Origin of the sequence: Aestuariibius violaceus (genome assembly GCF_040779325.2) — a bacterium.
GTDB lineage: Bacteria > Pseudomonadota > Alphaproteobacteria > Rhodobacterales > Rhodobacteraceae > Aestuariibius > Aestuariibius violaceus.
This window is the reverse complement of record NZ_JBFONT020000005.1, coordinates 176,859-195,218: the sequence shown is the minus strand read 5'-3', so window position 1 is coordinate 195,218 and position 18,360 is coordinate 176,859. Positions and strand designations below refer to the sequence as shown.

At 65.3% G+C, this 18,360-nt stretch carries 20 protein-coding genes and 1 pseudogene; 12 read left to right on the top strand and 9 right to left on the bottom strand.

What is annotated here, in order from left to right:
- Positions 1 to 44: 44 nt before the first annotated feature.
- The 6 genes from murB to AADZ90_RS16505 all read right to left on the bottom strand — a co-directional run bounded on the left by murB (position 45) and on the right by AADZ90_RS16505 (position 5,323).
- The gene (murB, locus tag AADZ90_RS16530; RefSeq protein WP_411997067.1) at positions 45 to 974 is read right to left on the bottom strand and encodes a UDP-N-acetylmuramate dehydrogenase; all 930 of its coding nucleotides are present in this window, start codon (positions 972 to 974) and stop codon (positions 45 to 47) included.
- A 68-nt stretch (positions 975 to 1,042) separates the two neighbouring features.
- On the bottom strand, positions 1,043 to 1,306 hold the full coding sequence (locus AADZ90_RS16525) for a DUF2484 family protein (protein ID WP_367312699.1): 264 nt from the start codon (positions 1,304 to 1,306) through the stop codon (positions 1,043 to 1,045).
- A complete protein-coding gene (locus AADZ90_RS16520; RefSeq protein WP_367312700.1) occupies positions 1,303 to 1,557 on the bottom strand; it encodes a DUF2484 family protein in 255 nt (84 codons plus the stop codon). The genes AADZ90_RS16525 and AADZ90_RS16520 overlap by 4 nt, the downstream gene beginning before the upstream one ends.
- 93 nt (positions 1,558 to 1,650) lie before the next feature.
- Positions 1,651 to 3,045 carry a UDP-N-acetylmuramate--L-alanine ligase gene (murC, locus tag AADZ90_RS16515; RefSeq protein WP_367312715.1) on the bottom strand — a complete coding sequence of 465 codons (1,395 nt, stop codon included), beginning with the start codon at positions 3,043 to 3,045 and terminating at the stop codon, positions 1,651 to 1,653.
- Positions 3,046 to 3,059: 14 nt separating this feature from the next.
- Positions 3,060 to 4,118, bottom strand: coding sequence for a UDP-N-acetylglucosamine--N-acetylmuramyl-(pentapeptide) pyrophosphoryl-undecaprenol N-acetylglucosamine transferase (locus tag AADZ90_RS16510; RefSeq protein ID WP_411997069.1), 1,059 nt, complete (start codon positions 4,116 to 4,118; stop codon positions 3,060 to 3,062).
- 41 nt (positions 4,119 to 4,159) lie between these two features.
- Positions 4,160 to 5,323, bottom strand: coding sequence for a peptidoglycan glycosyltransferase FtsW (locus AADZ90_RS16505; RefSeq protein WP_367312702.1), 1,164 nt, complete (start codon positions 5,321 to 5,323; stop codon positions 4,160 to 4,162).
- Between the two features lie 203 nt (positions 5,324 to 5,526).
- Here AADZ90_RS16505 and AADZ90_RS16500 point away from each other — a divergent pair, with 203 nt between their 5' ends.
- Entirely contained in the window at positions 5,527 to 6,594 is a 1,068-nt protein-coding gene (locus tag AADZ90_RS16500; RefSeq protein ID WP_367312703.1) for a serine hydrolase domain-containing protein, read from the top strand.
- Here AADZ90_RS16500 and AADZ90_RS16495 read toward each other — a convergent pair.
- Entirely contained in the window at positions 6,591 to 7,040 is a 450-nt protein-coding gene (locus tag AADZ90_RS16495; RefSeq protein WP_367312704.1) for a nucleoside deaminase, read from the bottom strand. The two genes, AADZ90_RS16500 and AADZ90_RS16495, sit on opposite strands and share 4 nt — an antisense overlap.
- A 76-nt stretch (positions 7,041 to 7,116) precedes the next feature.
- Here AADZ90_RS16495 and AADZ90_RS16490 point away from each other — a divergent pair, with 76 nt between their 5' ends.
- The 5 genes from AADZ90_RS16490 to AADZ90_RS16470 all read left to right on the top strand — a co-directional run bounded on the left by AADZ90_RS16490 (position 7,117) and on the right by AADZ90_RS16470 (position 11,186).
- Positions 7,117 to 7,905, top strand: coding sequence for a pseudouridine synthase (locus AADZ90_RS16490; RefSeq protein ID WP_367312705.1), 789 nt, complete (start codon positions 7,117 to 7,119; stop codon positions 7,903 to 7,905).
- Positions 7,906 to 7,972: 67 nt separating this feature from the next.
- The gene (locus AADZ90_RS16485) at positions 7,973 to 8,170 is read left to right on the top strand and encodes a hypothetical protein (protein WP_367312706.1); all 198 of its coding nucleotides are present in this window, start codon (positions 7,973 to 7,975) and stop codon (positions 8,168 to 8,170) included.
- A complete protein-coding gene (locus tag AADZ90_RS16480) occupies positions 8,171 to 9,067 on the top strand; it encodes a 5-bromo-4-chloroindolyl phosphate hydrolysis family protein (RefSeq protein WP_367312707.1) in 897 nt (298 codons plus the stop codon).
- On the top strand, positions 9,060 to 10,235 hold the full coding sequence (locus tag AADZ90_RS16475; RefSeq protein WP_367312708.1) for a toxic anion resistance protein: 1,176 nt from the start codon (positions 9,060 to 9,062) through the stop codon (positions 10,233 to 10,235). Before AADZ90_RS16480 ends, AADZ90_RS16475 begins: the two co-directional genes overlap by 8 nt.
- A gap of 3 nt (positions 10,236 to 10,238) precedes the next feature.
- Positions 10,239 to 11,186 (top strand): DUF2927 domain-containing protein, encoded by a 948-nt coding sequence (locus tag AADZ90_RS16470; protein ID WP_367312709.1) that lies wholly within the window; start codon positions 10,239 to 10,241, stop codon positions 11,184 to 11,186.
- A 7-nt stretch (positions 11,187 to 11,193) separates the two neighbouring features.
- On the opposite strand, the gene AADZ90_RS16465 is transcribed toward AADZ90_RS16470, so the two are convergent.
- The gene (locus AADZ90_RS16465; RefSeq protein WP_367312710.1) at positions 11,194 to 11,898 is read right to left on the bottom strand and encodes a type 1 glutamine amidotransferase domain-containing protein; all 705 of its coding nucleotides are present in this window, start codon (positions 11,896 to 11,898) and stop codon (positions 11,194 to 11,196) included.
- A gap of 104 nt (positions 11,899 to 12,002) precedes the next feature.
- Here AADZ90_RS16465 and AADZ90_RS16460 point away from each other — a divergent pair, with 104 nt between their 5' ends.
- From AADZ90_RS16460 to dtd, 5 genes and pseudogenes are all read left to right on the top strand, one after another.
- Positions 12,003 to 12,896, top strand: coding sequence for a LysR family transcriptional regulator (locus tag AADZ90_RS16460; protein WP_367312711.1), 894 nt, complete (start codon positions 12,003 to 12,005; stop codon positions 12,894 to 12,896).
- Positions 12,897 to 13,042: 146 nt separating this feature from the next.
- Positions 13,043 to 14,122, top strand: a pseudogene (locus AADZ90_RS16455) (SPFH domain-containing protein); the annotation flags it as partial.
- A gap of 89 nt (positions 14,123 to 14,211) precedes the next feature.
- Positions 14,212 to 15,321, top strand: coding sequence for a TFIIB-type zinc finger domain-containing protein (locus tag AADZ90_RS16450; RefSeq protein ID WP_367311755.1), 1,110 nt, complete (start codon positions 14,212 to 14,214; stop codon positions 15,319 to 15,321).
- Positions 15,322 to 15,607: 286 nt separating this feature from the next.
- Positions 15,608 to 16,522, top strand: a complete 915-nt coding sequence (locus AADZ90_RS16445) for a carbohydrate kinase family protein (protein WP_367311754.1) — start codon at positions 15,608 to 15,610, stop codon at positions 16,520 to 16,522.
- Positions 16,519 to 16,980, top strand: a complete 462-nt coding sequence (gene dtd / locus AADZ90_RS16440; RefSeq protein WP_367311753.1) for a D-aminoacyl-tRNA deacylase — start codon at positions 16,519 to 16,521, stop codon at positions 16,978 to 16,980. The genes AADZ90_RS16445 and dtd overlap by 4 nt, the downstream gene beginning before the upstream one ends.
- A 25-nt stretch (positions 16,981 to 17,005) precedes the next feature.
- Here dtd and AADZ90_RS16435 read toward each other — a convergent pair whose 3' ends face one another.
- Positions 17,006 to 17,203: a CsbD family protein gene (locus tag AADZ90_RS16435; RefSeq protein WP_367311752.1), complete on the bottom strand. Its 198-nt coding sequence runs from the start codon at positions 17,201 to 17,203 to the stop codon at positions 17,006 to 17,008.
- 124 nt (positions 17,204 to 17,327) lie between these two features.
- On the opposite strand from AADZ90_RS16435, the gene AADZ90_RS16430 reads away from it, so the two are divergent.
- Positions 17,328 to 18,359: an AI-2E family transporter gene (locus AADZ90_RS16430; RefSeq protein WP_367311751.1), complete on the top strand. Its 1,032-nt coding sequence runs from the start codon at positions 17,328 to 17,330 to the stop codon at positions 18,357 to 18,359.
- The last annotated feature ends 1 nt before the right edge of the window (position 18,360 follow it).

Below are 18,360 nucleotides of genomic sequence, written 5' to 3'. Positions count from 1 at the left end.
CTATACGGGCCTGTTATCCGGCCCTTATGCCCTCTGACGGGGCTTTAATCGCGCGCTGGTTCTCCGACCCGCATGATTTCCCACTCTAAAGTCAATCCGCTGGAATCGTAAACCTTTTTCCGCACCTCTTCGCCCAATCCTTCCAGGTCTGCGGCGGTCGCGCCGCCCGCATTGGTCAGAAAGTTCGGATGCTTTTCATTCATCACGGCACCACCCCGCCGGGCGCCGCGCATCCCGGCGTCGTCAATGACCTTCCAGGCTTTCAGGTCATGGCTGTCATCCGCCTGCCCGGTCGAGGAAAACCCCGCCGGATTGCGAAACGTGCTGCCCGCGGTCCGATCCTTCGTCGGCTGCGTCGCATCCCGCTTCGCCAGTTGATCCTCCATCCGGGCGGCCAGCGCCTCGGGCTCACCCTCTGGCCCTTCGAACAGAGCCTCGACGACCACCGCCCCCTCCGGCAACACGCTCGACCGGTAGGCCAGCTGCAACGCCTCTGCCGGGATCACGGTGACCGAGCCGTCCCGCAGAACCGCCGTCACCTCGACCAGCCTGTCCTTCACATACGCGCCATAACATCCCGCGTTCATCCGCACCGCCCCGCCGATGCTCCCCGGAATGGTCCGCAGGAACGTCAGATCGACCCCCGCCTCCGCCGCCTTCCGCGCCACAAGCGCATCCAGCGCCGCCGCCCCCGCGCGCACCCGCCGACCCTCAATTGAAATCCCGTTGAATCCCCGACCCAGCCGGATCACCACGCCGCGCACCCCCCCGTCCCGAACGATCAGGTTCGACCCGACGCCCATCGGAAAGACGGAAGTCTCCGGATCCAGCCCCGCCAGAAACGCGCGCAGATCCTCCTGATCCGCAGGCTGGAAAAACCACTCCGCCGGTCCACCCACCCGTAGCCAGGTCAGATCGGCCAAGGGCCGTTTCGCCGTCAGCGCCCCCCGTGTCTCGATCCCGGAGATATTCAAATGCCCGCCCTCTCGCCTTTTGCGGGGCAGAGACTGCGCCCACCCCGAAAACGCAAGTCAAAATGGCCTTAAACTTGTTCCCGCCGCAGCCCCGTCTTCCGCAGCACCCACCGCACCAGATACCGTACCGGCCAGCGCAGGATCGACATCGCGCCCGCCAGCACCAGCAGTCCGAGCCAAAGCCCGTTCTCCCAAACGAACCACCCCAGCAACGGCAACCCAAGCCCGATCAGCCAATAGGCCAGCGTCCAATGGGCATCCTTCGTGGGCAGCATCGCCCCCACGATGGCGGTGATGAACCACAGGAAGACGAACCAGATCGACCAGCTCATTTTGGCACCTCCGGCCGCTGCCCCAGCGCGCGCTTTCCGAAGTAGATCAGGGGGTTTCGGAACATAGACACGAAGGCGAACAAGGCCGCTCCGCCGTAGAGCCAGCCATGGGTCGCCCAAACCCAGGCAATCAGCACCGGCGCCGCGATCAGCAGTATCACGCCCGGCACATATTGCCGCCGCATCGGCAGCATCGCGACCGCGGTCGCCGCCAGAACCCAAGCCGCCCCGACACCCAATGCCCAACTCATGTAATCCGGCCCCGCGCCATTGTCTCTATCCGCCGGACAATACCGGGAATTCGCGGCAAAACAGCGGCAGAGCATTGGCAATCCGCTGGCAGGTTACCCGGCCAGCCGCTCCGGCAGCGCGTTCGCCCAGGCCGAGATCGTGCCGGCCCCAAGGCAGACAACCATGTCTCCCGCCCGCGCCTGCTCCTTCACCAGCCGGACAAGGTCATCTTCCCCCGTGACGGCCCGTGCATGGCGATGCCCGTGGCGGATCATTCCGGCAACCAGGTCGTCCCGGCCGGCCCCTTCGATCGGCTCTTCCCCAGCGGCGAACACCTCGGCGATCCCGGCGACATCCGCGTCGTTGAAGCAGTTGCAGAACTCTTCGAACAGGGACGACAGCCGCGAATATCGATGCGGCTGATGCACCGCGATCACCCGTCCTTCCGTCGCCTGCCGTGCCGCCTTCAGGACGGCCGCAATCTCCACCGGGTGGTGCCCGTAATCATCGATGATCGTCACCCCGTTCACTTCGCCGACCTTGGTGAACCGCCGGTTCACCCCGCCGAAATTCGCCAGCGCCTCCCGGATCTGCTCGGCCTTCATCCCAAGATGCCGGGCCACCGCAATCGCCGACAGCGCGTTCGAGACATTGTGGTCCCCCGGCATCGGCAACCGGCACTCCTCGATCACGACACCGTCGCGCAGCTCCACGTCGAAACAGGCCACGCCCTTCTCGTAGGTCAGGTTGACCGCCCGCACATCCGCTTGCCGGTTGAAGCCGAACGTCACCACCCGCCGGTCCGTGATCTTGCCGACCAGGGCCTGCACTTCCGGATGATCCGTGCAGCAGACGGCCAGCCCGTAGAACGGGATATTCGACACGAAGTCATAGAACCCCTGCCGCAACGTGTCGAAATCGCCCCAGTGATCCATATGCTCGGGGTCGATATTCGTCACGATCGCGATCGTCGCCGGCAACCGGTTGAACGTCCCGTCGCTTTCGTCCGCCTCGACAACCATCCATTCCCCGCGCCCCACCCGCGCGTTCGAGCCATAGGCGTGGATGATGCCGCCATTGATGACCGTCGGGTCCAACCCGCCTGCGTCAAGCAAAGCCGACACCATCGTCGTCGTCGTCGTTTTCCCGTGCGTGCCCGCCACGGCGATATTCGACCGCAGCCGCATCAGTTCCGCCAGCATCTCCGCCCGACGTACGACGGGCAGCCCGCGCCTACGCGCCTCGTCCAGTTCCGCATTCCCCGGCTTGATCGCGGTCGACACCACGATCACTTCGGCGCCCTCGAGGTTTTCGGCCACCTGCCCCTCAAAGATGGTCGCCCCCAGCGAAGCCAGCCGCTCGGTGATCTTGGTCGATTTCAGGTCCGACCCCTGCACGGTATAGCCATGCTCCAGCAGCACCTCGGCAATCCCCGACATCCCGATGCCGCCGATCCCGACGAAGTGTATCGGCCCCACGTCGAGGGGAAGTTTCGTTGCGGCTGCCATCAGGGTTCCGTCCATCATCCGTTTCGCACTCCATAGGCTCCTGCGAGCTGTTCCACCAGATCCACCAGCCGCACCGTCGCGTCGGGCCGCCCGGCGGCCATCGCCGCATGGGCCATCTTCATAGCCCCGTCCGGGTTCGACAGCACCAACGCCATCTGATCCGATAACGTTTCCTCGCTCAGCTTCGATTCCGGGATCAGGATCGCCGCGCCGCCATCGACCAGCTGGCGCGCATTGGCCGTCTGCTCATCGCGGATCGCCGACGCGAGCGGTACCAGAACCGACGGCCGCCCGATCACGCCCAGATCGGCAATGGTCGAGGCCCCCGCCCGGCTCACCACCAGCTGAGCCTCCGCCATCCGCATCGGCACGTCGTCGAAGAAGGCCTTCACCTCCGCCTCGATCCCGGCCTCAGAGTAAAACGCCTCGACCCGCTCGATATCTTCGGGCCGCGCCTGATGGCTCACCCGCAGATGCCGCTTGATCCCGCCGGGCAACCGCGCAACCGCGCCCGGTACCACGTCCGACAGGATCCGCGCGCCCTGCGAGCCGCCAAGCACCAGAAACTGCATCGGATAATCGCCGGGCGGGATATACGGCGCGCCTTCCCGCGCCATGATCGCCGCGCGCACAGGGTTGCCCACATGGACGCCCTCGACGCCTTCGGGCAATTCCGTCGGCCACGTTCCACAGGCCACGACATCGACGCGCTTGGCGAACAGCTGGTTCACCCGTCCCAGCACACCGTTCTGTTCGTGGATCATCCGCGGCCGCTTCAGCATCACGGCCGCCGCCAGCGCGGGGATCGACGGATATCCCCCGAACCCCACGACGACAGCGGGCGGCTCCGCCTTCATCTCGCGCCAGGCCGCCAGAGAGCCGGAGGCGATCCGCCACGGTGCAATAGCCTTCTCGACTAGCCCACCCCGGGCAAAGGTCGCGCTCTTCACGACACCGATCTCAACCTCTTTCGGAAAGCCGCCCACATACCGCGCCCCGCGCGGATCGGTCGACAGCTTCACCCGCCAGCCCTTCGCCAGCAGCGCTTCGGCCAAGGCTTGCGCTGGGAACATATGCCCCCCGGTTCCGCCCGCCGCGATGACGGCCAGCGGTCTCACCGGCCCCGGCCCAATACGTCGGCGATCTCCCCCTGCGGCCGCGACCGCGTGAAGGCCAACAGCATCCCCATCGCGATCCCGCCCGCGATGATCGACGACCCGCCATAGCTCACGAACGGCAGCGTCATCCCCTTGGCAGGCAAGAGCCGCACAGCGACGCCCATATTGATCATCGCCTGCACGCCGAACGCACAAGCCAGCCCCGCGCCCGCCAGCCGGATGAACGGATCCCGCTCCTTCATCAGTCGCACCAGCGACCGCCCGACGATTGCCGCGTAAAGGACGATGATGACCAGCACGCAGACCAACCCGTATTCCTCGGCCGCCACAGCGATGATGAAATCCGTATGCGCATCGGGCAGCGACCATTTCACCTGCCCCTCGCCGACACCAACGCCAAAGTACCCGCCCTCGCGGATCGCGTTCGTCGCGTAGCCCAGCTGCGTCGTCGGATCGACATCCGGCGCCAAGAACCCATCGATCCGGCGCGCGAAATGCTCCGACCCGCCATAGGCGAACATGCCCGCCAGCACGACCAGGATTCCCACGCCCACAAGCAAAGCGATCGGCGCCCCCGCCACGAAATACATCACGCCCCAGGCAAACAGCACGAGGCACGCCTGTCCGAAATCCGGCTGCAGGGCGAGCAGGGTGCAAATGATAAGAGCCAACCCAAACGAATAGCTCTTGCCGGGCGGCCCGCCGATCTCGCTCGACGCCGCCATCAGCCAGCCCGTCACGACGATGAACCCGGGCTTCAGGAATTCCGAGGGCTGCACGCTGGCAAAGCCCAGCGAATACCACCGCGTCGCGCCCTTGCCGAAATCCGTCCCGAAGACGGGCAAGAAAGCCAGCGCCACGAAGGACACCAGGAAGCCCAGCACCGCCAGACGCCGCACCAGCACCGGCGACATCATCGACATCACCGCCATGACGACCAGCGCCATCATCCCGAATGCCGCCTGCCGGGTCACATAGTGAAATGGCCCCAGCCCGTTGCGCTCCGCGAGCGGCGGCGAGGCTGCGAACCCCAGCAGCAACCCGATCGCAAACAACGCCAGAACGAACCCGATCGACCACCGGTCGACAGTCCGCCACCATCTTGGGAGTACCGGATCACCGCTCGTATGCGGGACCGCCCCATAGACCATTTCCGTCATGGAGTACCGCTCATGCCTCGTTCCGCCCCTTTGCGGGGTCTATTCGTGTTGCATAGCCCATGAACCGCGCTCAGGCCAACGCTTATTTGCCCCCGCGCAAAGCTTCGCCGGTTCTACTGTGACCCCGGGCCGAAGGCCCTCACTCTTCTTGGCAGGTGACACAGTTCCCCCTACGCTTGCCTCAGCCCTGCAGGATCGACGCCATGCCTCTCACCCGCCGCACCCTCCTCCTCACAGCCGGAGCCACCCTTTTGCCCACCCCCAGCCTGACGCAGACCCTTGCCCCCGATGTCGCCGAGCGCCTGACGCTCGGCCATCAAGCCGGGCTCCTCGACGGCCTCCATTCCGTCCTTGTCCTCCAGAACGGCGAAACGGCGCTCGAAGCCTACTTCCCGGGTACCGACGAAAACTGGGGCCGCCCCCTCGGCACCGTCGATCATGGCCCGGAAACGCTCCACGACCTCCGCTCCGTCAGCAAGAGCATCACCAGCCTGCTCTACGGCATCGCCCTTGCAAACGGGGACGTCCCGCCACCCGAGGCCCCCCTCCTCGACGCCTTTCCGCAATACCCAGATCTCACTGAGGACCCCGCCCGGGCCAGCTGGACCATCGCCCACGCGCTCAACATGACCCTAGGGACCGAGTGGAACGAAGACCTGCCCTACACAGACCCCGCCAACAGCGAGATCGCGATGGAGCAGGCCCCCGACCGCTACCGCTTCATCCTCGACCGTCCCATTGTCACCGAGCCCGGCACCGCCTGGACCTACAACGGCGGCTGCACCGCCCTCCTCGGCTACCTGATCGAACAAGGCACCGGCCAAAGGCTGGACGCCTTCGCCCAGCAAGCCCTCTTCACTCCGCTCGGCATCGACACCTTCGACTGGAACGCCGGCCCGGACGGCACCATCTCCGCCGCCTCCGGCCTCCGCCTGACCGCTCCCGGCCTCGCCCGGATCGGGGAAGCTGTCCGCACCGGCAACGACATCCTCCCGCAAAGCTGGCTTGACCGCTGCATGACTCCGCAAACCCAAACCAGCTTCGGCCTCGGTTACAGCCACCAATGGTATCTCGGCCGCCAGCCGGTCCCGGCAACGGGCGACTGGAAACAAACGCTCTTCGCCCAGGGCAACGGAGGCCAACGCCTCTACGTCATCCCCGACCTGAACCTCACCGCCGTCACCTTCTCCGGCAACTACAACACCGACGACCAATGGCTGAACCCGACCCTCGTCCTGCGCAAGATCGTCCTCGCAGGGATAGAGGCCTAACGCCGTTCCCCAAAGAATTCCCGCAGCAACGCCGCCGCTTCCTCTTCCCCGACCCCATCAATCACCTCCGGCGCATGATGCGCCTGTGGATGCGAGAACACCCGCGCCCCGTGGGCCACACCGCCCGATTTCGGGTCCGCCGCGCCGTAGACCAGCCGCCCGATCCGGGCCGCCGCGATTGCGGCCGCGCACATCGCGCAGGGCTCCAGCGTCACCGTCAGGGTATACCCCGTCAGCCGCTCGCGCCCCGCCAAGGCACAGGCCTCCCGGATCACCAGCATCTCCGCATGGGCTGTCGGATCGTTCAACTCCCGCGTCCGGTTTCCCGCCCGCGCCACGACCCGCCCCGAAGCATCCGCGATCACCGCGCCCACGGGCACCTCACCCCGCGCCGCAGCCGCTCGCGCCTCCTCCAGCGCCAGATCCATATCGCTTCGAAACACCATGGCCCGCTTGGTGACCCCTCCGGCAAAGGCTGACAACCCCATTGCACCCGGCCGCGCCGCCCACTACCCCCGCCCCATGGCCGACCAGACCCCTCCCGGCGACCGCATCGCCAAGGTCCTCTCCCGCGCAGGCATCGCGTCCCGCCGCGAGGCCGAGCGCATGGTCGCGGGCGGCCGCGTCGCCGTGAACGGCAAGGTCATCGACAGCCCGGCGCTCAACGTGACCGACAAGGACAGGATCACCGTCGACGGCAAACCGATCGCAGCCCCCGAGCCACCCCGCCTCTGGCTCTTCCACAAGCCGCAAGGCCTGGTCACCACGGCGAAAGACGAACAGGGTCGCAAGACGATCTTCGACGCCCTCCCGGACGACATGCCCCGCGTCATGACGGTGGGCCGCCTCGACCTGAACTCCGAGGGTCTGCTGCTCCTCACCAACGACGGCGGCATCAAACGCCGCCTCGAACTGCCGTCCACCGGCTGGCTCCGCAAGTACCGCGTCCGCATCCACGGCGCCCTCAGCGAAGCCAAGCTCGATGAACTCCGCAAGGGCATCACCGTCGACGGCACCGCCTACCAGCCGATGCAGGCCGCTTTCGACCGCCAGCAAGGGGCCAATGCCTGGCTCACCATCGGCCTGCGCGAGGGGAAAAACCGCGAAATCCGCCGCGCGATGGAGGCGCTCGGCACCACCGTCAACCGCCTGATCCGCGTCAGCTATGGTCCGTTCCAACTCGGCACCCTGAAGCCGGGCGAAGTGATCGAGGTCCGCCCCAGTGTCCTCCGCGACCAGCTGGGCCTTGAAAAGCCCAAACCGGCGCCCGGCCAGCGCACCCCGCACCGCGCCCGCAAGCCACGCCGCTGACGCCGCATCGCAGAACCACTCGCAAACTGCGCCCGGGCGCCCTAAGTTGGGCGCAAAGGGGGGCCTTATGGCACGGCTAATCCTGCTTATCCTGGCGATCTGTCTTGTCGCCGTGACCGTTTTGATTATTTCCTCGGCCCTGCGCCCCGTCGCCCAGGCCGCACCAAAGGACGCGCCGATGTCGAGCCAGTTCCGCAAGATCGCCTATGTCGCTCTCCTCCTACTGATGCTTGGCGTCACGACCGGCCTGCTCGGGGGGCTCTAGATGGCCAAGCGCTTCGGCGGCAAATACTCGCCCGGCGCCGGCGGCGATCAAACGTCCTCTCCGCAATTCTCCCGCGGGGTCGATCCGGCAGGCGCGCGCGCCAACCTGATGTTCCTGCCGCCGGTGGCCGTTGTCTTCACCTCGCTCACCAGCGGCCCTGTCACCCTCGTCACGGGCCTTGCCGCGGGCGGCCTTCTCGCCCTCGGCGCGTATCTCATCCGGGACGGGCTCAGGGCCGAGGCCGAGTATAACGCACGCGCCGTCGCCCGCCGCCCTGCGATCCCGCGCAAGCTCTTCGCCTCGGCGCTCACCGCCGCAGGCATCGGCCTCGCCGCCTTCAGCAAGGATGCGGGCCTCATCGGCGCGATCCTCTACGGCCTCGCGGCCGGCGGCCTCCACATCGCGGCCTTCGGCATCGACCCGCTCCGCGACAAGCGCGTCGAAGGCGTCGACACCTTCCAGCAGGACCGCGTCGCCAAGGTCGTGGACGAGGCCGAGGCGCATCTCGCCCAGATGCAGGCCACGATCGACGCGCTCCGCGACCGCCGCCTGACCGAACGCGTCGCTGATTTCCAGGCCACCGCCCGCCGCATGATCCGCACGGTCGAGGAAGACCCCCGCGACCTGACCGGCGCGCGCAAGTTCCTGGGCGTCTACCTTCTGGGCGCCCGCGACGCGACGGCCAAGTTCGCCCAGCTCTACAGCCGCAAGAAAGACGAAGAGGCGCGCGCGGATTACGAAGCGCTCCTCGACGATCTTCAGGGCAACTTTGCCCAGAAAACCGAAACGCTGCTCTTGGACGATCGCAGCGACATGGATATCGAAATCAAAGTGCTGCGCGACCGGTTGCAGCGCGAAGGGGCGCTGGCCCAGAATCAGGAGAGTTCAGATGTCTGATACCGTCCGCCAACAGGCCGAAGCCGATACCGCCGAAGTGGTCAAGGTTGCCGCCGTGACGCTGCCCGAACCCGCTCAGGAGATTGTGCCCTTGGAACAGGCCGGCCCCGCCGAAAGCGCCGAGATCCGCAAACGGATGGACGAGATCAACATCACCGAGACGAACTCGATCGTCTCCTTCGGCTCCGCCGCCCAGGCCGAACTGCAGCAGATCAGCCAGGCCATGCTCGCCGACGTCAAGAACAAGGAGGTCGGCCCGGCGGGCAACTCCCTGCGCGATATCGTCACCACCATCCGCGGCTTCTCGGTCGAAGAGCTTGACCCCAACCGCAAACGCTCCTGGTGGGAACGCCTGATCGGCAAGGCCCGCCCCGTCGCCGAGTTCATGGCCAAATACGAAGACGTCCAGGGCCAGATCGACCGGATCACCGACGACCTGCTCAAGCACGAGCATGTGCTGCTCAAGGACATCGAAAGCCTCGACCAGCTCTACGAAAAAACCCTCGCCTTCTATGACGAACTCGCCCTCTACATCGCCGCGGGCGAAGCCAAGATCGGCAACCTCGACAGCGACACGATCCCCGCGAAAGAGAAAGAGGTGGAAGCCGCCCCCGAAGAGCAGGCCGTGATGGAAGCACAGGAACTGCGCGACCTCCGCTCCGCCCGCGACGACCTCGAACGGCGCGTCCACGACCTCAAGCTCACCCGCCAGGTCACGATGCAGTCGCTCCCCTCGATCCGGCTGGTGCAGGAGAACGACAAGTCGCTCGTTACCAAGATCAACTCGACCCTCGTCAACACCGTGCCGCTCTGGGAAACCCAGCTGGCCCAGGCCGTCACCATCCAGCGCTCGACCGAGGCCGCCAAGGCCGTCCGCGAGGCAACCGACCTCACCAATGAACTCCTGACCGCCAACGCTGAAAACCTGCGCGAAAGCAACCGCATGGTCCGCGAAGAGATGGAGCGCGGTGTCTTCGACATCGAGGCCGTCAAGGAAGCCAACCAGAACCTCATCGCCACCATCAACGAAAGCCTCGAGATCGCCGATCAAGGCAAGGCCCGACGCGCCGCCGCCGAGGAGGAACTGGTCAAGATGGAGACCGAACTGAAGAACACGCTCGCCTCCGCCAAGGCCCGCGCCTCAGACGGCACGACGGGGGCCACCTGATCCTTGGCCAAGCGCAGGACCCTTCTGGCGGCGGGCGGCCTTCTGGCGCTCGCCGCCTGTGAGTTTCCGGGGGAGCCGCTGCCGCCGCCCGACCCCGCCCCCATAACGCCTGCCCCGCCGCCGCCTCCGCCACCGCAGGCCAAGCTCGACCCGGCGACGCAAACCTATTACGCCCGCCTCCAGCAGGGCCTTCTGACGCAAGGCCTCCTCCGTCAGGATGGCGGCGGCCCCGACACGCCGTTCAATTCCCGCCAGCTGGCCCGCAACTTCATCCAGATCGCGCTCTTCGATGAATACAAGACCGAAGCCGACGCACTCATCCCTGAAGCCACCGAAAGCCGCCTGCGCCGCTGGGAGGAACCGGTGCGCTTCTCCGTCGATTTCGGCGCGGGCGTCCCCGCCGACCAGCGCGAAGCCGACCGCGCCTTCGTCTCGCGCTATGCGGCAAAACTCGAACGGCTGACGGGCCACCCCGTCTCGGTCGCGCCGGCGGCCGCCAATTTCAACATCCTCATACTCGACGAGGAAAGCCGCCAGAACGCGGCCCCCCGCCTCCGCCGCCTCGCGCCTGGCATCAGCGACAGCCTGATCCGCGAGGTCACGAACATGCCGCGCTCCACGCTCTGCATCCTCGTGGCCTTCACCGACCAGCCGGGTAAATCCACCTATTCCCGCGCCATCGCCGTGATCCGCGCCGAACATCCGACGCTGTTGAGGAATGGCTGCATCGAAGAGGAACTGGCCCAAGGCATGGGTCTCGCCAATGACAGCCCCCAGGCCCGCCCCTCGATCTTCAACGACGACGAGGAATTCGGCCGCCTGACGACCCACGATGAACTGCTCCTCCAGATGCTCTACGACCCCCGCCTCAAGCCCGGCATGACCGTGGCCGAGGCCGAACCCCTCGCCCGCATCATCGCGCGCGAGGTGATGGGCGAGGGAGAGAGCTAAAGGCGCCTCACGCTGCATTTACCTCCGCCGCCAATGCCTCCAGCATGAGGTCAGCGACCAGGGCAGAGGAGCTGGGATTCTGCCCTGTCACCAGCCGCCCGTCGCGCACGGCGTAGGGTGCGAAATTCTCCTCGGTCTTCTCGAAGATCGCCCCGCGCTCTTTGAGGCGCGTCTCCAGCAGGAACGGTACGACATCCGTCAGCCCGACCGCCGCCTCTTCCGCGTCGGTGAATCCGTTGACCCGCTTTCCGCTGACCAAAGGCGTCCCGTCCGACAGGCGCGCTTCAGTCAAACCGGCAGGCCCGTGGCAGACCGCGCCGACCACGGCACCGGCCTCGTAGGCCCGGGCGACTGCCTGACCCACGGCGGGCGTCTGTGCCAGATCCCACATCGTGCCATGCCCGCCGGGCAGGAAGACCGCGTCATAGCTGTCCGCCGCAATCCCGCTCACGGCCCGTGCTGACCGAAGCGCGGTCATCGCAGCCGCATCGTCCAGAAAACGCTGAACAGCTGCAGGGCGGCCCTCCGTCTTTTCCGACGACGGATCCGCAGGAGGCGCCCCGCCCGCGACGCTCGCGATATCGACGGCATAGCCTGCATCTCGCAACGCCCAATAGGGCACCGCCAACTCTTCCCAATAGAACCCCGTCGCCGTGCCGGTTTCACCGATCTGATCGTGCGACGTCAGTATGATAAGTGCGCTATTTGCCATCTTGCGGCCTCCTGATGCTGATGATGGCACTACAGATGGGGGACTTCTGATATAAACTGAAATAACCATTTCTCTCATCAGCCATAAATGATTTGATATACTGGATGCTCGCATTCCTGCGCACATTCCTCGAAGTCTATCGGACCGGCTCGGTATCCCGCGCCGCTACCGCGCTTGGCATGACCCAGCCTGCCGCCTCGGGCCATATCCGCAGCCTCGAAGATCAGATCGGCCGCCCCCTGTTCACCCGCCACTCCCGCGGCGTGCGGCCTACGCAGGCTGCGGATGAACTCGCCGCGCAGATCGGACCGAACCTCGACGCGCTGGATGCCGCCTTCTCCATGATCCGCAATCGCAGCAGCGCCGCTACCGGGACGATCCGGCTGGCCGGACCGCTCGAATTCATCGGCACATGCCTCGCAGCCCCGCTCGCCCGGCTGGCCGATCAGGGCCTCTTCGCGCATATCGTCCTCGGCGGGCGCAGCACGATCTACGAGGCGCTCGAAACCCGGATGGCCGACCTCGCCATCACCGCCTCCATGCCGCGGTCCAGGGAACTCGGCTGCAAACCCATCGGCAAAGAGCGTCTGGTGCCGGTCGCCTCCCCCGCATGGGCGGACAAGATCAGCCCGTCGGTCATCGATGTATTCGCCCACCCACCAGTCAGCTACGACGAAACGCTCTCGCTCTTCACCTCCGTCGCCGAAGCGCTCGGGATCGGTCTGGCAGATCTCCGCCCGGCCATCGTCGCGCCGGATCTTCGCCTTGTCCGGGACATCGTCGCGGAAGGCACCGGCTGGACCATCCTGCCCGACTATCTGGCAGAGGCGGATCTCGCCGCCGGACGATTGATCCGGCTGGCGGCGGCACCGGACATCTGGAACACGCTCTATCTGGTCTGGGTCCACGCTGCGATCCGCACCCCACGCATCGCACGCGCCCGCGAGGTGCTGCTGGACGCGCTGGAAAACCCGTCGGTGACCCGCCCGCGAGTATAGTTCAGCCCCTAAACCACTCCGACCAAATGCCGACCATTTGCCGCCCGGATGCCGCATGGCCATTTTCGGCCGAGGAAACCCCTTGCGGCCCCGGTCCTCCCGGCCCACCTTCCCTCAGTAAGACCGTCCCGCAGGAGACCCGTTTCATGCCGATTTTCGAATTTCTCAAAGGCCAGCTTATCGACGTCATCCACTGGACGGACGATACGCGGGACACAATGGTTTGGCGGTTCGAGCGTGAAGGCCACGAAATCAAGTATGGCGCCAAGCTGACCGTCCGCGAAGGCCAAGCCGCCGTTTTCGTCCATGAAGGCCAGCTGGCCGACGTCTTCACGCCGGGTCTCTACATGCTCGAAACCAACAACATGCCGATCATGACGTCCCTCCAGCATTGGGATCACGGCTTTAAATCTCCTTTCAAATCAGAGATTTACTTCGTCAACACGACCCGCTTCACCAATCTGAAATGGGGCACGAAGAACCCCATCATGGTCCGCGATTCCGAATTCGGCCCCACCCGCATCCGCGCCTTCGGCACCTACTCCGTCCGCGTGACGGACGCCGCGAAGTTCCTCGTGGAAATCGTTGGAACCGATGGCGAATTCACGATGGACGAGATCAGCTTCCAGCTCCGCAACATCATCGTCCAGGAATTCTCCCGCGCCATCGCCTCCTCGGGCATTCCCGTCCTCGACATGGCCGCCAACACCCGCGATCTGGGCAAGCTCATCGCCGAGGCGATCAGCCCGACCATCGAAGAATACGGCGTAACCCTTCCGGAATTGTACATAGAAAACATCAGCTTGCCGCCCGCAGTTGAGAAAGCGCTCGACACGCGCACCTCTCGCGGGATCACCGGCAACCTCGATGACCACCTGAAATATCAGTCCGCCGAAGCCCTCCGCGAACCCGGCTCCGCCGCTGGTTCGAGCATGGGCATGGGCTTTGGCGCCGGGCTTGGAATGCAGATGGGCAACATGGCGATGGCTCCCCAAAGACAGCCCGCCCCACCCCCGCCGCCGGTCGAACATGTCTGGCACATCGCCGAGGGCGGCCAGACCAAGGGCCCGTATTCTAAGGCGGATCTTGGCAAGATGGCCGCCGACGGCAGCCTCACGCGCGAAACCTTCGTCTGGACCCAGGGCCAGGACGGATGGATAAAAGCAGAAGACGTCCGCGAGCTTGCCCAGCTTTTCACCGTCATGGGGGGCGCCCCCGCCGCCGCGCCCGGGGGGCCTGCCTCTTGTTGCGCGCTGCCGGGGCGCCCCCACCCGGCGCCTAAGTCCTTTGTTGGAAACGGAAAGCTAGCCAGGCGATGTCCGACACGCTCACCGCGACGCCGCTCGAAGAGCATCGCTTTCCCTGCGATAATTGCGGCTCCGATTTCCGCTTCGACCCCGACCGTGGGCGCCTCGTCTGCGACCATTGCGGCAATACGGCCGAGGTCGAGGGGCTCGGCCGCACCACCCATGCATTGGCCGAACTCGACTTCCGCGCCGCCGTCGCCGACCAGCTTCCCGCCGCGGAAATCGAGGAAACCCGCGTCGCGAAATGCCCCAATTGCGGGGCCGAGGTCGAATTCGACTCCGCCGTCCACGCCACCGAATGCCCCTTCTGCGCCACGCCCGTCGTCACCGATACCGGCGCCCATCGCCACATCAAACCGCAAGGCCTTCTGCCCTTCGCGCTCGACGAAGCAACCGCCCGCAAGGCGATGACGGACTGGCTCGGCCGGCTCTGGTTCGCGCCGAACGGCCTGCAGGACTACGCCCGAAAAGGCCGTTCCATGTCAGGTATTTACGTGCCGTATTGGACGTTCGACGCGCAGACCCGCTCGTCCTATCACGGCGAGCGCGGAACCGATTACTACGTGACCAAGACGGTCATGCGCGACGGAAAGCGGCAGAACGTGCGCGTCCGGAAAACCCGCTGGCGGCGCGCCTCAGGCCGGGTCTCGCGGTTCTTCGACGATGTTCTTGTGCTCGCCTCTCACTCCCTCCCCAAGCGCTTCACCGACGCGCTCGAACCGTGGGATCTCTCCCTGCTCGAACCTTACCGCCCGGAATTCCTCGCGGGCTTCCGTGCCGAAGGCTACCAGGTCGACCTCGATCCCGCCTTCACCGAAGCTCGCGCCTATATGGACCGTATCATCGAGCGCGACGTGAAATTCGACATCGGCGGCGACCGCCAGCGCGTCCACGATGTCAACACGGCCGTCTCGGCGATCACCTTCAAGCACGTCCTCCTCCCGGTCTGGCTGGCCGCCTACAAGTATCGCGGCGAGACCTACCGCTTCGTCGTCAATGGTCAGACCGGCCGGGTACAGGGAGAGCGGCCCTGGTCGGCCTGGAAGATCGCCTTCGCAATCCTGCTGGCGCTTGTTGTCGGCGCCGCCGCAGCCGCCATCTACGGGGCAACGCAGTAGCCGTTGCCCCCTGCCGCTGCGGATCTGCGGCTGTGCGCATTGTGCGTTCCCTCCCTGTCGGTGAGATATCACTCTCTCGACTTCACACCGCCGGCCATTGCCGAGGTGAAGACCGACGCGCCAACGAGCTTTCTGACCATTGCCCTCCCAACCATCAAATCGCTCTCGAAAAGTCCCTGGGCAATCGCCTTCGCGCGAATTGCCGTCGCCCTGGCCGTGCACGAATGCAGTGTTGAGCACCACGACACCGCATCCTATTGAAAGCAAAACGCGAAGGGAGTGTGCGATGATCCTGTGTTGTGGCGAAGCGCTGATCGACATGCTGCCCCGGCAGACCGCAGACGGACAGGACGCTTTCGCGCCCCATGCGGGCGGCTCGGTCTTCAACACGGCCATCGCCTTGGGACGCCTCGGCGCGGATTGCGGCTTCTTCAGCGGGATCAGCACCGATTTCTTCGGTGATCTGCTGTTAGAGACCCTGGCCGCGTCAAAGGTCGATCACAGCCTCGCCGCGCGATCCGACCGCCCGACGACGCTCGCTTTCGTCCGCCTGGAAGATGGACAGGCCAGCTATGCCTTCTATGACGAGAACACGGCGGGCCGGATGCTGGATGTCGCCGACATACCAAAAGCCCAGGCAGAGGCGTTCTTCTTCGGTGGCATCAGCCTCGTCACTGAACCTTGCGGCAGCGCCTACGAGGCCATGATGCGTCGCGCCGCTGAAAGCGCCGTCACCATGATCGACCCGAACATCCGCCCCGGCTTCATCAAGGATGAGGCCAGCTATCGCGCCCGCCTCGCCCGGATGCTGGCGGCATCGGATATCGTGAAGGTCTCCGACGAAGACCTCCGCTGGATCGCCGGCCCTGGCGAGACCGCAGACCTGGCCGCAGCGCTGCTCGACCGCGGGCCGTCCCTGATCGCGGTGACGGAGGGGGCCAAAGGTGCAAGCGGCTACACGAAATCCTGCAGCGCCTCTGTCGAAGGCGTCCCGGTCACCGTCGCCGACACTGTCGGGGCCGGCGATACGTTCAACGCAGGCCTCCTCGCTGCCTTGGCCGAGGCTGATTGCCTGACTGAACCGGCTCTGGGAAATCTCACCGAAGAGACCCTGACAATGGCCCTGTCGCTCGGCGCCCGCGCGGCCGCTGTGACGGTCTCCCGCGCCGGGGCCAACCCGCCGTGGAGATCCGAGCTTTGAGGGCCCTGGTCCAACGGGTCAGCGAAGCATCCGTCGAGATTAGAGGGGCGGTCATCGGTGAGATCGGTCCAGGCCTTCTAATCCTCGTCTGCGCCATGGCAGACGATGGAGAGGCTGAGGCGGAAAAACTCGCCGCGAAGATCGCCAAGTTGCGCATCTTCCGCGATGACGACGGGCGGATGAACAGATCGCTTGTCGATACCGGTGGGGCCGCCCTGGTGGTCAGTCAGTTCACCCTTGCCGCCGACACCCAACGCGGCAATCGGCCCGGCTTCTCTGCGGCGGCTGATCCCGAGAAAGGCGAAGCCCTCTACCGCCACTTCACCCGCGCCATGGACAGGACAGGCTGCGAGGTCGCAACCGGACGTTTCGGCGCCGATATGAAGGTTGGCCTCACCAATGATGGGCCGGTCACGATCTGGTTTGATACTACAGACTGGAAAAAGCCGGACGCCTAAGCGCCCGGCCTCAACGACAGCAGCGTTACATACGCGCCATCCACTCGTCGACTTCGCGCTTGGCTTCCTCTTTGGTCTTGCCGTACCGCTCCTGAATCAGCCCTTCCATCTGTTCGCGATTGCCTTCGGCCTGGTCAAGCTCGTCGTCCGTCAACTCGCCCCAGCGCTCCTGCGCCTTGCCTTTCATCTGCTTCCACTGGCCTTGAATCTGGTCCCAGTTCATAACGTTGTCTCCTTGCTGTCTTGGTTTTGGTTTCCGGGAAAAGAACCCCTGGCAGGGACGGTTTGTTTCGAAAAAGGCGGAACTGGGCGGCAGAAGATCCAGTTATCGCGGCAAAGGACCAACCATGCCCTCGCGAGACCACGTACCGACGCTTCTGCTGATCCTGACGGCCATAGCTGTCGCTTCGGCATTCCGGATTGCGTCTGAAATCTTCGCACCGACAGTGCTCGCTCTCGTGGTCGGCGTCGTCATTGCCCCGCTCGCAGGCCGCATGACGCGCAGCGGTATTCCCGAAGCCGCAAGCGCCTTTCTGACACTTGTCCTCTTCCTCAGCCTGCTTGGCGGGCTCTTCGCAGCCCTCAGCCCGATTGCCCAGCTCGCGATCCAGAGCGCGCCGGATGTCTGGCGTGAAATGCAGACTTTCTTCGCGGAGTTTCAGCGCGCGGCACGGGGGCTGGATGAGGTTGCGGGAGACGTCGCCGCGGCTGTTGGCAGCGACGGCAGCAGTGACGAAGGCTCTTTGACAATCCCGACGCTGACCGATCTGGTCAGCTACGCGCCGACCATCGCCGGTCAGCTCCTCATCTTTGTTGGCACGCTCTATTTCTTCCTGCTCGGCCGTCGAAGCATCTACGGAAGCGCCTGCGCCATCTTCGCGTCGCTCGACAAGTCGATTCTCATCAACGCCGAGCGTGATGTCTCACGCTACTTTCTGACGATCACCATCATCTATGCCTGCTTTGCCACGATCGTGACCGGCTACTTACACCTCATCGGGATGCCCGCAGCCCTGCTCTGGGGCGGGCTTGCCTTCCTGCTGAACTTTATTCTCTATCTCGGGCCGATCGTTCTGGCCTGCAGCTTGCTGATTGCCGGGATCGTGGCATTCGACGGGTTTTACGCCATCCTTCCGGCCGCTGGATATCTTCTGATGAACATGACCGAGGGCCAGTTCGTCACACCGCAGCTCGTCGGCCGCAGCATGCAGATCAACCCGCTTCTGGTCTTCATGAGTCTCGTCTTCTGGCTTTGGCTGTGGGGACCGATTGGTGCGATCATCGCGATCCCCATCCTTGTCTGGACCCGGGCACTGCGCCAGGAAAGGGCCGAGAGGCCCGCCAAAGCTGTCGCAGAACCCGCGCAAAACGCGGCCTGAC